The sequence below is a fragment of the Paenibacillus sp. HB172176 genome, assembly GCF_011947265.1.
Taxonomy (GTDB): domain Bacteria; phylum Bacillota; class Bacilli; order Paenibacillales; family Paenibacillaceae; genus Pristimantibacillus.
On record NZ_JAATHD010000002.1, the window covers coordinates 162,449 to 175,953 of the forward strand.

Sequence of the window (13,505 nt, forward strand, 5' to 3'; positions counted from 1 at the left end):
TCGTGCCGGAAATGCTATCAACGTTTTCACTGCGAACGCAGCGAAAAGCTTCTCCAACACCTCCCTATACCTCGTAGGTTGCAGCGTTTCTTCGAACAGGCAGGTCTCCTGGCTCGGATGAAAGCTGTCGGCGTCTTCCCAAGCTTCGCTCAGTGACATTTTGCCGCAGCTTTTGCGCAGGATGAAAACAGCATCCTTCCATCCCTTGCTATCCTTACAGTGGCGGGTCCGCGCCGGAATTGCACCGGCTTCCCTATTAAGTTGCAGCGCCTTCCATCCTCTCAGGAAGGATCGAGCTCTTCAAGCAATGACGCCGCAACACCTGTTGAAATCCATATCCAATTGTCAGAAGTAACTATACACTCGATTTAATAGTTTGTCTATCTTTAAATACTTGACATATGTCCAGCCTGCGCGCACATAAGTAATGATTAGAGTAGCAATACAGGTTCAAACATCTAATTAAGAGGAGGACAGCCAATATGAAACGATATCTCAGCAAGGAATGGATAAGCGGGCTGCTGGTGCTTGCTGTCGTTGCCGGATTCATTCTATGGCTGGCCATTCCATCCAGGGCGTCCGCGGATCCGGCTGTCACAAAGCATACCTTTGCAGGCGGTGAGCTGACATGGAGCATATTGAATTACCCCGCTATCGTTCTTGACGACAATCATTTCTCAATAGCGATTCAAGATGCGGCAGACGCCGCCCTTCACGCAACAAGCTTACAGATTAAACTGGATATGATCGGCATGCTTTGCGGGGATTACACCTTTGATCTTGTCGAAACCTCGCCTGGCGTCTATGAAGGCGATGGTATCCCTCTCATGGCCGGACTTTGGAAAGCAACCCTTACGATTCGTCTGGGGGATGGCCAGACGGTTAAGATATCCCGGTCATTAAAGGCGGTATATTCCTAGCACAAAACGGTAAAGAGCGCTTCCATTCAAGAAATTTCTTGCAATGCTTGGCGCAAACCCCGCAGCGACATGGCCGTACCTTGCATCTGAGTTCCGCCCTCCGGAATATAATGCGTCTCAATCACGTATTGCCCTTGATAGCCGTTTGCCTCAAGCTGTTTGATTTGTTGTGCGAATGGAACAACGCCTTGCCCAACCGGAACCGCCATTACCTTCCCCGTCTGCGAATCCGTAACAGCGTCTTTGATATGAACATGATGCAGAAGGTCTTTCACTTCATGATAGCCTTCAGGATAGGGAGAATTATGACTGAAAACCTCATTGCCTGGATCCCACAACGCCCGAAGCGCGGGAGAATTCACTTTGTTCACATAATTCGCTACTTCTCTTGCTGAACCTCCATTGCAGGAATCCTCGTTTTCGATCAAAAGCATGATATTCTCCTTCTGCGCCATTACAGCCGCTTCTGTCAAATAACGAATGATTTCAGCCTCGTATTTCGAGGGCTCGCGCTCTCTCCAAAACGAGAATATTCTTATATTCCTCGTTCCCAATGCTTTCGCAATTTTGAATAATCGAGGCAGCTTAAGCTGGTGTTGCCTCGGCGTTTCTTCCACTTGTCCGAATACATCTCCCGTCGACACGGGACGAGAGCGATCAAGCGCGCATTTGAATAATGGAGAAGCAATTGCAGTCACCTGTAATTTCCGCTTCTCCACTTCTTGTTTCACAAAACACAGCTCTTCGTCCGAAACGGCTGCAATGTTCGTGCCGTTCACCACTCTGAGCTCTACGAATTTCAATCCCTCCGCGACAATCCAATCCAAAGCTTCAATGAAATTGGAAGATACTTCATCGCTAATCACACCAATTCGATCTTGCAACATCGTTCCCCCGCCTTCCAAGCATTTTTTCAATTGTGAATAAATAGAATGAATCTCCCTCCTCTACTCAAAGCCTGAGCGGTTGAAGAAGGGAGATTGTGTATCAGAGATACAGCTTAACGGTCCAATCGAGACAATGGATTCTGCTCATGGCATTTCTCCACGACTGCAATCTGCCTGCGAACTTGCTTAGCGGTTACCGGCACTTCCGTATCATGAACAAGCGCTCCGTATAACTGATAATAAAGCTTCTTCCCCGCATATTGCAAAGCATTCTTTTGCTCCTCTGAAGGAACCCATGATTCTTCGTGCATGTTAAGATTTTCAGTGCAGAATGCCGGGCTTCCGTCAGCATTCTTCAATGGCTCTCGAATTAATTTCTGTTGGGGAGCTTCTTCCGGCTTGTAATATTTCCAGCTGATCGAGTCTTGATAACTGACAAGTCCGCCATATTGCGCGTCAATATGATAGCTTGGGCCTTTGAACGCATCACAATTGGAAGCTTCCAGATCAATGATTGGATAATCGGGTTTATGCAGAAGCAATTTCACGAAATCCTCCGCATCGCCAAAGGTGTTCATGCGGTCAAGTCGACACAGAACCTCGGGATCCACATCGCCAAGAAGATGTAAAGCCTGGTCGATGGAATGCGGACATGTATTCAATAGAGTCCCCCCATTGTATTCCTGCAGCGTCTGCCAATCCCAGCGCCGGGAAAAGCTGTTCGTCGCAATTCGAATCATGCTAATGCGGCCGAGTACCCCCGAGTCGATAATCTTGCATATTTGTTCGAAATGCGGTAAAAATCGCGCTTGCTGAAATACAGTCAGCTTCTTCCCCGTCTTTTCAGCTGTTCGAATCAATTCATCCACTTCGCTGGATGCGCGCGCAAGCGGCTTCTCGCATATTACATGCTTGCCGGCATTCAACGCTTCGATTGTAAGCGGAACATGCAAATGACTTGGCGAAGCGTTCACAATCAGATCGATATCCTTGCGGGCTAACATTTGACCGTAATCAACGTAGGATTCGCATCCGAAGTCTTTCTCGGCCGCTTGGCGAAACGGCTCATGCGGATCAGAAACGGCAATAATTTCATAGTGCTCCGGCATTTGCGAAAGCAGCTTGGCATGAATATTGCGCCCGCTTCGACCTTGTCCAATGATTCCGACCTTTATTTTTTGTTGTGTACTCATCTTATACCGACTCCTCATCTGTTAATTGTTTGATTGATGATCTTGCCATTATGAATATTCAAGCCGCCATACAGCGACCGATCAAATTCCTGAAATGCTCCGCCATCATTATCCGCAAGCTTTGAAATATAGGAAAGAGTAGCATTTGTCAACGCCGCAGTTGATGTTCTCGGCACAGAGCCCGGAATGTTTGCTACGGCATAATGAATAACATCATACTTGCGGAACGTCGGCTGGTCATGAGTTGTCATCCGGTCCATCGTCGCAATACAGCCGCCTTGGTCAATGGCAACATCGACAATTACGGCATCAGGCTGCATATGGCGCACCATATCTTCCGTTACCAGTTTCGGCGCCTTTGCGCCCGGGAGCAGCACGGCGCCGATTAACAGAGACGCTTCGGATACATATTGACGAATATTGTATTCATTTGACATGATGGTCGTCACTCGGCCCGAGAATTGCTCGTCCAGCTGCTTTAATCGAAGAGGATTATTGTCCAGGATGCTCACTTTGGCTCTCAATCCGACAGCCATTTCAGCAGCGCATGTGCCGACAACGCCTCCGCCGATGATGACAACATGCGCTGGAGGCACTCCAGGCACTCCTCCCAGAAGAACGCCGGGTCCGCCTGAGGATTTCTCCAGCAGACGCGCTCCGATTTGTACGGACATTCGTCCTGCAATTTGACTCATAGGCATTAATAACGGCAGAGAGCCGTCCGATAGTTGAATCGTTTCATAAGCATAAGCCGTAACTTTAGATTCCAGCAACGCCTGTATTAACCGCGGCGATGAAGCCAAGTGCAGATAAGTGAACAGAATGAGTCCTTCCCGGAAATAGTTACATTCGGACTCAAGAGGCTCCTTCACCTTTACAATCATTTCTGAACGTTTCCATACCTCTGCCGGAGAAGCAATGATTTCCGCGCCTTCAGCCTCATAGGCAGCGTTTGGAAATCCGCTTCCAAGTCCAGCGTCCTTCTCTATCAGGATACGATGCCCTGCGGCTGTCAAAGCTTGAACGCCTCCCGGTGTAATCGACACCCGGTATTCGTTGTTTTTTATTTCTCTGGGCACACCAATAATCACTTTGCCACGCTCCTGCTCTACCTTATCGTTTTTCTCTGTTTTCCTTCGCCTGCAATTGCACCCTTTGCCCGGTCAATCGGCTTTCGTTGGCCGCTTCCAGGAAGCGAACGACTTCGATTGTCTCTAATGGATCAATGGCAGATTTCCGATTCTGAAAAAAGCGCATGACCGCCTCCATCATGGATACATATTTGGGTTTATTCTGATCGCTGATCAAGCCGAATTGCGTTCCGTTCATCCGGTGAACCGTTATTCCGAATTCGTCATTGCCCAATCGGTTACCCCGCACAGTCCCCATTCTTCCATCCTTCCACACGCCAGTCACCAATTCGTAATCCTCATTGGTTGTCGCTTGAACATGAACGCAGCCTGCCCCCAATACGCGATAGAGCATCTCAACAGCGTGAATGCCATACCAGAACAAACCGCCCTGCGTTTCCTCGATCGGCATCGGGCCAAAGCTGTCTGCACCAATGACTACCGCATCATTATCCTTCAACAGCTCTTCCAAGGAAGCCGCATATCGCAGCGAAGAAGAGCTCATTAACGGCGTGCCGTAATAGGCGGCAAGCCCAAACATCTTGATTGCTTCCTTGCTGTCTACCGCGAATGGTTTGTCAATGAAGACGGGTTTTCCATATTTCACTATCCTCGTTAGCAATTCGAGATGAGTGCGGCCGTCCACCGCAGTCAGCAAGATGGCATCGCTTGCTGCGGCGACTGCTTCGGGTGATGCCTGAATTTGCAATTGATGCTGTTCTGTCAATCGCTTCGTAATGTCGTCTACTCGGGTATAGCTCTTCTCGAAATCCTTCGAGCCGCCGGGGAAAGCTGCTATAACCTTGCCGCCCCGTACATGAAAGGGATGCCGCTCATCATTCAGAACTTTGACGAAGGCTTCGCAACGCGAGGTATCCAGCCCAATCATGCCAATTTTAAGCGTATTCATCCTATAACCTCCCATTTCTATGAATAGTCAATGACCCGTATCTCTCCTGTAAATCCACTCGGAAGCTCGGGATTAATTTGCACATGGGACGGCGCATGAATGGTCAGATCCATCTTCTTATCCGGCGTTGCCCGCCAGCGAACTTCCACAACATCTCCTCCAGGAATTGGCACTTTGCCATTAGCCCAAGTCAAACCGCCGGGCTGAGGAGCGACGACGACTTGTCGAAATCCGGATGACATGGCTTGTACACCCAGCACATACTTGGGAAGTGAATAGCCTGGTCCAGCCGACCATGCGTGATTATGAGAGCGGGACAAGGTTTTTCCATAGGTTGCTTCTTTCCGTCCCGGAAAGGTTTCCCAGCAAGTCGTGGCGTCGTATTCCAGCATAATTCCCCACTTGTTTCGTATATCGTCAACAATTTCTTTGATTAACCCTAGCTCCGCCAGCACTTCGTGATACAAGAACGACATGAACGGGCTGCCGAACGGAACAAACGACGATGGCGGGCTCGTCATGTACCGCTGTAATACGGTCTTTCGCGTCGGTTCAGCAATGTCGCACAGCAGAGCCATGACTTGGCTGTGCATGCTGAGTATGTCGGAACGTCTTCCATCCGCATGAATACAATCGATATAAGCTTGATGCTCCTCCGACCATAAATGCTTATTGATCGCGCGCTTCAAATGATTCGCCTGCTCTGCAAAATCCGCCGCCAAATCCTGTCTTCCCGCTTCCCTGGCAACATAAGCCGCGCTGGCAAGCGCCTTCACTAACAGCATATTCTGATGCGTTACTACTCCGCTGTCCGGCTGATCAATCGGCGCCCAGTCAAGCAAATTCCAGGCATCGATCTCGAGCAAGCCTTCGTCAGTCCGATAATTCAAATAATGCGCGATCGTATAAGCCATATCGGGAAGAATATCCACGGCGAAGGCGGTTTTTCCCGTCCTGTGAACGAACTCTTCGCACGCGATGATCCATAGAAACGTCCAGTTCGGAATGACGTTATTCCATCCGCTTGGCACCTGACTGCAATATAAAGGACTTTGATCGCGTGATCCGGGCACCAGACGCAGACAGCGTTCAACAATTTGCTCGTCTCCGAACAAATAATAGTGCGTCAACGAAACATTTCTCACATCTCCAACCCAATAAGCCTGCTCATAAGTCGGACAATCAACGAAGGTATCCATCATGCATAACTTGACCGTTCGTCGGGAAATTTCCCATAGCCGATTCAACCGATCATCCGAGCATTGGAATTCGCCTGTATCCGCGACAGGATAATGAGATTGAATGAGCTTCAGATCATGGAAACGCACGGCTTCCCCATTGCCTCGAACCGTTAACATCAAATATCGAAAGCCGCGGCTGACGAAGGATTCATAACTCTGAAAGCCGTCACGGCACATGTATCGCAACGTATTGTTTAAGCGATACGTGTGTTGAATGCCCCGTTCATCTTGAAACTCGTAGCCGTAGAAATCCAGAATCGTGCCTGCCGAAGCCTCCACAGCGAAGGACAGATATCCGCTTCGTTGTTCGCCGAAATCAATGATGATCTCGATATCCTCTCCTTGCTTCGTCTCGATGACCGCCTTGTCTGCAGAAGGAATAACGAGCTGTTCCATCCTTTTATCCGGAGAAATTCTGGCAATGGTATCCTTCCACAAGCATTGTCCCAATACATGGACATCCGTTACGAGGCTGGAAGGCACAGAAGAGATCCATTCCTTCATGGAGACGGCTAATTCCGGCCATGATTGAATCGTTCGAACGGCTAATTCATCGGGATGATCTCTACCCAAGACCGGCTTGGGGCCTAACGGGTTCTGATGATCAACAGCTTCGAAAGGTCCGATTGCAATAAAAGGAGAATGCTCACATTCGCCGTTCATCGTCGAACCGTCAACAGGCGAGACGAATTGAACGGAAGCATTCGCCTTAATGCCGATTGACCATTGAAGCATAGGTCGATGCGCGCCGGAAACATCCACCAGAAAGAAGTTGTCTCCTTGCTTCAATGCAACGTTTATATAGAGATTCACATCGTCTCGCTCATAGGAATCCGGATCAATAGCCATTCCATTCAAGGTTACGAACAGCGGCGCACTCGGCACCCCGTACAGGAAACAGATCGTTGCGCTTGTCTCTTCTTCAGCATGCAGCATCGTCGCCATATAGCCTGAGAAAAAACAAGGACCGAGATGCCAGGTTGTCTCCGGCATCATATGATTGGCGATGTCCACTGTTGCCCAAATCTGATCAGCTTTCACATTGTGCACGGCTTGCAATTTCCTCGGATAGACGGGCTCCTCGGTCAGGAACGGAATATCTCGGGGCTGCAGATTCGACCACGGCTCCATACCGACATCTCCTATTACATTTGCCGCAAGCCAATTGCGATCATCGAAGTCAACAGCCATCCAATTCTCATCCCAGCTGCGTCCATCGATGACTTCTGCGAAAGCAAGCTGAACCGACATCCGCACAGCGCGAGAGTCATAGCCATCAGGCTTCGTCCAGCTCCAGGAGTCGTCTGATTTCACAATCGCATATGACCCATTCGGGCTTGTACGATTGATCAACTCCGCCAATAAGCCTCCTCTTCCGCGGAAATAAGCGAAATTCGTTACGCCCCAATGCATGACCAGTACTGCGATCGTATTTTTACCCGGTTTTAACAATTGACCTGCCGAATAGCAGTCATAGGCTAATTGCTTAGGCCATGATCGCACAGGACCGAAGCCCAGCTTCTTGCCGTTGAGGAAGACAACATATCTGGAGTCAGCTGTAATCTTCAGTTCGGTATCCGCCATATCGGCTGTCGAATCCAGTTCAAATGATTTTCGAAACATCAGCCATTCATTTCGCGGACTTCGCTCTCCGTCAGACCATATCCAACGGGCTTGCCAGGAATGAGATTCAATTGCATCCATATTTGAAAGTACCTCCGGAAAAATTAGTCGTTTGCAAAGGTGTTGCGCAGGAATGAAATGCCGGCTTTCCCACCGCTTTCTACATCGGAAAGCTTGCATTCAATGGATATCCGGCCATCGTAACCGGATCTCTTAATGCTGTCTGTAAATCGATTCAGCACTTCATTGCCCGTTCGTGGCGCCATGCTCTGGTCAGACAGATGAATATGTCTGATTCTATCCTTGTACCTGACAATATGGTTGAAGTCTTCTCCATCCTTGCGCATGTGATAGAGATCCGCGAGAATCTGAACGGCATTCATCGCGGTTTCCTCAGCCGTCAGCACAGCCTCGGTCAAGCTGTTGATTGTATTGGAAATCGTTCGACTTAAAGCTTCAATCACGACCGTAACGCCATTCCTTTGCGCATGCCCTCCGATCATTCTCAGGAATGCAATGATCTGCTCCTCAGCGTCTGACTTGGAGAAGGAGTCCGGGCACATCCTGCCTCCTCCGCAGCCGAACACAACCGTCTTTCCGCCAATGATGCCGATTCGATCCATTGCCGTGCTAAGATAGCGATCGATTTCGTCCCAATTGACATCATTACCAACCAGCTTCATGGAAGATGGCAGCAATATATTGAAAGCTTCAATAGGAATCGGACTATCCTTGTAGACTTGCAATAGATCACGGACTTCATGATCCGGCGAAAGGGGCTGCAGATCAGTCACTCTGCATTCCATATAATCCGCTCCCGCTTCATGGACGATAGAAGCGTATTCGATCGGCGCGCATATGCCAAACCTCATTCCTCCACCCCCAGTCGGGAAGCCTGCTTGAATCAGGCATCCCAATATTCATTCAGATCAACAAGATCATGGACATCTACCGCGCAAACCTGCGAATAGCCGTCTACCACCTCCGTGTAAAAGAGCCATTTGCGATCCGGGGACAAGAAGGGATGTCCGTGGAACCGTTGTCCTCTTCGTATGGCTGGCATCGTTCTTAGCACATTGCGTTTCGTGCGTTGCGGATCTTTCGGATAGTGCAAAGCGAATAATTCATGCCCCTCCTCGCCGTTTATACCGAGCATATTTTCGAAGAACAGGAAGTTGCCCGCAGGGTCCCAACCGGTGTGGGCATAGCCAAGCCCTGTCAGTCCAATTTCTTCGTAGGAATCCGTCTGCAAATCATATTTGCCGATTCTGACTATTCGTTCACCCTTTTCGTTCACCTTGGCCATCGTTTCGTAATAAATGCCTCGTTCCGTAATCACCTGATGGTTTACGCCTTTATTATCCGGATCTGGACGCAGTTCGCGCACCCCGCTTCCATCCATCTCCATCATCCACATGCCTGGATGGTTTTTGGGATGATTCACTACGATTCGATTGCCTGCGAACATGACGTGATGAACATGATAGTCCAATGCGATGACTTCTTTGTATTCACCGGTTTCGGTATGAATGAGTCCGATTGTGGAAGGGATTTTATTGCGCCATCCAATGAAATCAGCCTCCAGCCTCATATTTTCCAAGGCCTCTCGCTCCATGACGGCTTCCTTGAATATTTGACGATCGGCATGGACGAACACAAACCATTTCCCATCCTCCGAGAATCCGCTTTGTCCAATTGAAATTCGACCCGGTATTGTATAAATCAGGCTGTTTTTAAGCGTATCCAGATGCGTGCAACGAAGCTCTTCGTCCTGGAAGTAATAGACTTCCCGACGCGTTTGGTTTAATGCGCTCAAGTGATTGTATATGCCGCGCAAATGATGCTCGCAGAAGACGGCCCAACCGGAATCCAAGGTACGACCCTCTGTCAGTTGCGCAATTTCTCCGGTTTGCAGACTCATTCGATAGAGCTGCACCCATCCGGATCTCTCGCTGTGAAAAACAAGATAATCATTCTCGCGAGTGATGCTCGGAATAAAATAATAGAGGGGATAGCTGTTCGCTTTCGCAGAAGTCCATTGCCGAACAGTCCTGCCTGATCCGGCATCGACAAGAGTAAGCGCTTCTGCTGGAAATGCTGTGCCTATCGGCATATTCGATTCGCCTCCTAAGAATGTATGGCGATGAGCTAACCTTTCACTGACCCGATCAGCACACCTTTGACAAAATGCTTCTGCAGAAACGGATATAAGGTCAGAATTGGCGCAGTCGCTACAATAATGGTCGCAAATTTGAAGCTTAAATCCGCCTCCGAGTCTACGCCAACATCCATATTCTGCTTGCCTTGCAGCAGGAGCTGCTGAATGACAACCTGCAGCGGATACAGTCTGCTGTCGCGCAGATACAATAAAGCAGAGATATAATTGTTCCAAATACTCACGGCGACGAACAACGCAATCGTCGCGAGCATTGCTTTTGACAATGGCAACGCGATGCGCCAATAGATGCCGAAATCGCTTAGTCCATCGATGCGTCCCGACTCTTCCAACTCTAGCGGAATGCCTTGGAAGGCGGTGCGCATGATGAACATAAACCATGCGCTCACCGCGCTCGGCAGAATCATGGCCCAAATACTGTCCATCATGCCAAGTTCGCGAACGACCAGAAATGTTGGAATAAGTCCGCCATTGAACATTAAGGTGAAGACAAATAAGAGCGTAATCGATTTTCCGAATAACAAGTTTTTGTTCGCTAACGGATAGGCCGTAAGCGAGGTCAAAAGCAGTGAGACCAAAGTGCCTGCTACGGTGTAGAGGATCGTATTGCCATAGCCTCGCAATATTTCCGAGCTGTTGAACACGATTTTGTATTCCGACAAGGTAAAGCCTTTCGGCCAAATCGTCACATCATTGCGGGCGACGAAATAGGAGTCGCTCATCGATACGGCAAGCATATACACAAAAGGATAGATCATCGTCAGACCGGCAATGCTTAACAGACTGATATTGACAATATCGAACCATGTGTACTTCCTTTGATTCACCATAGGCTGCCTTCCCCGACTTTCTTGCTGAAATAGTTCGTACCGACGATAAGAAGAAGTCCAACTACGCCCGTAAACATATCGATGGATGCGCCATAGCTAAAATTGCCGCTGACGAGTCCAATCCGGTATACATAGGTCGTAAGCACATCCGACACCTCAAGCGTAGCCGGGTTCTGCAATAGGAATACCTTCTCGAACATCCCTCCGGACATCTCCATCAGGTTGCCGATTCGGAGAATGAACAGAATAATAATGGCTGGCATGATTCCGGGTAAAGTAACATGAATCATTCTGCGAAGCCTCGATGCTCCGTCGATTTCAGCCGCTTCATAGAGACTTGGACTGATTGCGGTCAAAGCAGCAAGATAAATAATGGATCCCCAGCCGATTTCCTGCCAGATCCCGGAAGTAACGAAGACGGTCCGGAACCATGACGCTTCCTGCATGAAAGCAATCGGTTTCACTCCAATCCATTGAAGGATCACATTAATGAGACCGTCCACCGGGGACAGGAACATGGTCACCATCCCCATTAGAACAACAACCGATACAAAGTGAGGCAGATACGTCAAGGTTTGTATGATTCGTTTGAACCCGTTTACTCGAATCTCATTTAACAGAATCGCCAGGATAATGGGGGCCGGGAAGCCCCACACGATGTTGTACAAACCAAGCAGCAGTGTATTCCTGATAAGCTCATAGGCAGCCGGCATGTTGAAGAACTGTTGGAAATAATGAAGCCCCGCCCATGGACTTTCCCAGATGCCTGTAAAAACGCTGTAATGCTTAAATGCGATGATGATCCCGAACATCGGCAAATACTTGAACAGGATCAGATGTATCAATCCGGGAGCGAGCATAAGCAACAGGATTTTATCTCGTTTCAAACGATGCAGCAAAACTCCACCCCCTTCCAATGCTCTCGCTTCTCTTGCTTACTTGCTTCCCAATCGATCCCAGGCTTTTTCATACACATCCAGCACGTCCTGCAAGCCCATTGCGTCCAATTCCTGAACATACTTGTCCCATTCGGATAAAGGACGATCGCCTAATATGAATTTGGCCGCATTGGTTTCCGCATATTTCGTAATATCAACATACTTTAAATTCGTAATGCCGCTCTCTTCGGCTGTGAATGGCGGGGCTTGTACCGCTTCCGGCCAATTAAAGCTGCTGTAGCCTTTGTAGCGCTCTGCAAAATCCGCTGACATTGTAGTGAGAACGGAATCATAATCGAATCGTCCGTAGGAGCCAAACTGCATGACGCCCAGATTGGCGCGATAATTCTGGTCTGCAAGCTGCTTCTTGCCATTCACCACTACATGGCCTTCTCCTTGCGGCCCCCAGCTCACAAGCTCCATTCCCTCGTCCGAGAACAAGAAATCAATATAATGCAGAGCAGCGTCCAAATGCTTGGCATTCTTGTTTACTGCGAATCCGAAGGTCGCAACATCCGCTTTCGGCATATACGCTTTCTCTCCTGCTCCAAGCGGCGGATCCATAGGAGCCAGCACGTCTGAGCCGTAGCTGTCATTAAGCGAAATGACACGGGTCAGGAAATCGAATGTAATGAATGCCTTGTCCGTCGTCATGCGTTCAATCCATTGCTCTGCCGACACCGTCAACCAGTCCGGAGACATTAAACCTTCTTCATTGAATTTATGCAAATAGTCAAGCAATTGACGATACCCGTCGGTTGCAGGTCCGAATTTCACCTCTCTTGTGTCCAAATCCCGATAAACCTCATCATAAGTGCCAAAGGTAGGCGACAAGATATAATCAATGAAGGAGAGTCCTCCGCGGAAGGACAGCGGGTAGGAATCCGGATATTTCTGTTTTAAGGACTTCAGCACCTCATACAACTCGTCATACGTCTTTGGGGGGCTAATGCCTTCCTTCTCGAATATATCCTTGCGGTAAATCCATCCTCTTGTGCTTCCATCCGTGCTCCCGTCAACGACGGCCAAATAGGTAGCTCCATCGGAAGAGCTGACTCTGAGTTTATTGGTGGCTTGATCCGCATCCCAATATTTTTTCAAGTTCGGCATTTGATCGATATAGTCGTTGAAATCAATAAAAGCTCCTTGTCGTCCATAATTATTTACCGCTGTCGTGTTCATGGCGTACAGGATATCCGGAATATCTCCTCCCGCCATCGTTAAAGAAAAAGCATCGTCATAATTCCCGGCCGGTATAGTCGGTTCCATTGTAATGTTCGTTGCGTCTTTGATCCATTGATAGACTGGAGTATCCTCTTTCCAATAAGGAGATTGCAGAAGCATTGTTATGGTTGCCGGCTCTTCCAGCCTCCAGCTTGTCCCATCGTTTGCTTCCCGATTCGTTTGATTGCTTGTTTCCTCATTCTCTTTTTGACTGGTTGTCGATTCGTTATTGTCTGAAGAATTACTGCATGCGGACAATAACAACAGCATCATCATTCCGGCCATTGCCAATGAAACCAACGCTCTTTTTTTCACTTGCCAACACTCCCTTCTTTTTTTGACACGACTTTTTTGTCGTTGCACAATTCGGAATTTGCGTTTATAGTTAGTTCTCAAATCCCGATTCCGCAAGGTACACCCCCATATTAGCCAG

General features: G+C 48.7%; 11 protein-coding genes and 1 riboswitch. Of the genes, 1 reads left to right on the forward strand and 10 read right to left on the reverse strand.

Going from position 1 to position 13,505, the window contains the following annotated elements:
* Positions 1-81: 81 nt before the first annotated feature.
* Positions 82-289, reverse strand: a riboswitch (cobalamin riboswitch).
* A 193-nt stretch (positions 290-482) separates the two neighbouring features.
* Positions 483-920 carry a hypothetical protein gene (locus HFP08_RS03070; RefSeq protein WP_168119047.1) on the forward strand — a complete coding sequence of 146 codons (438 nt, stop codon included), beginning with the start codon at positions 483-485 and terminating at the stop codon, positions 918-920.
* A gap of 26 nt (positions 921-946) precedes the next feature.
* Here HFP08_RS03070 and HFP08_RS03075 read toward each other — a convergent pair whose 3' ends face one another.
* The 10 genes from HFP08_RS03075 to HFP08_RS03120 form a co-directional block, all read right to left on the reverse strand.
* Positions 947-1,807 (reverse strand): sugar phosphate isomerase/epimerase family protein, encoded by an 861-nt coding sequence (locus HFP08_RS03075; RefSeq protein ID WP_168119048.1) that lies wholly within the window; start codon positions 1,805-1,807, stop codon positions 947-949.
* 113 nt (positions 1,808-1,920) lie between these two features.
* Positions 1,921-3,000 (reverse strand): Gfo/Idh/MocA family protein, encoded by a 1,080-nt coding sequence (locus tag HFP08_RS03080; RefSeq protein ID WP_168119049.1) that lies wholly within the window; start codon positions 2,998-3,000, stop codon positions 1,921-1,923.
* Between the two features lie 14 nt (positions 3,001-3,014).
* Complete coding sequence (ald, locus tag HFP08_RS03085) at positions 3,015-4,091, reverse strand: alanine dehydrogenase (protein WP_168119050.1); 1,077 nt, start codon at positions 4,089-4,091, stop codon at positions 3,015-3,017.
* 22 nt (positions 4,092-4,113) lie between these two features.
* Positions 4,114-5,040, reverse strand: coding sequence for a Gfo/Idh/MocA family protein (locus HFP08_RS03090; protein WP_168119051.1), 927 nt, complete (start codon positions 5,038-5,040; stop codon positions 4,114-4,116).
* A 17-nt stretch (positions 5,041-5,057) separates the two neighbouring features.
* Positions 5,058-7,985 (reverse strand): family 78 glycoside hydrolase catalytic domain, encoded by a 2,928-nt coding sequence (locus HFP08_RS03095; protein ID WP_168119052.1) that lies wholly within the window; start codon positions 7,983-7,985, stop codon positions 5,058-5,060.
* 23 nt (positions 7,986-8,008) lie between these two features.
* A complete protein-coding gene (locus HFP08_RS03100; RefSeq protein ID WP_168119053.1) occupies positions 8,009-8,776 on the reverse strand; it encodes a sugar phosphate isomerase/epimerase family protein in 768 nt (255 codons plus the stop codon).
* A 32-nt stretch (positions 8,777-8,808) separates the two neighbouring features.
* Positions 8,809-10,017 carry a PD40 domain-containing protein gene (locus tag HFP08_RS03105; RefSeq protein ID WP_168119054.1) on the reverse strand — a complete coding sequence of 403 codons (1,209 nt, stop codon included), beginning with the start codon at positions 10,015-10,017 and terminating at the stop codon, positions 8,809-8,811.
* A gap of 35 nt (positions 10,018-10,052) precedes the next feature.
* The gene (locus HFP08_RS03110; protein ID WP_168119055.1) at positions 10,053-10,910 is read right to left on the reverse strand and encodes a carbohydrate ABC transporter permease; all 858 of its coding nucleotides are present in this window, start codon (positions 10,908-10,910) and stop codon (positions 10,053-10,055) included.
* Complete coding sequence (locus HFP08_RS03115) at positions 10,904-11,809, reverse strand: ABC transporter permease (RefSeq protein ID WP_240941056.1); 906 nt, start codon at positions 11,807-11,809, stop codon at positions 10,904-10,906. Before HFP08_RS03115 ends, HFP08_RS03110 begins: the two co-directional genes overlap by 7 nt.
* Before the next feature lie 36 nt (positions 11,810-11,845).
* Positions 11,846-13,387 carry an extracellular solute-binding protein gene (locus HFP08_RS03120; protein ID WP_168119056.1) on the reverse strand — a complete coding sequence of 514 codons (1,542 nt, stop codon included), beginning with the start codon at positions 13,385-13,387 and terminating at the stop codon, positions 11,846-11,848.
* Between the last annotated feature and the right edge of the window lie 118 nt (positions 13,388-13,505).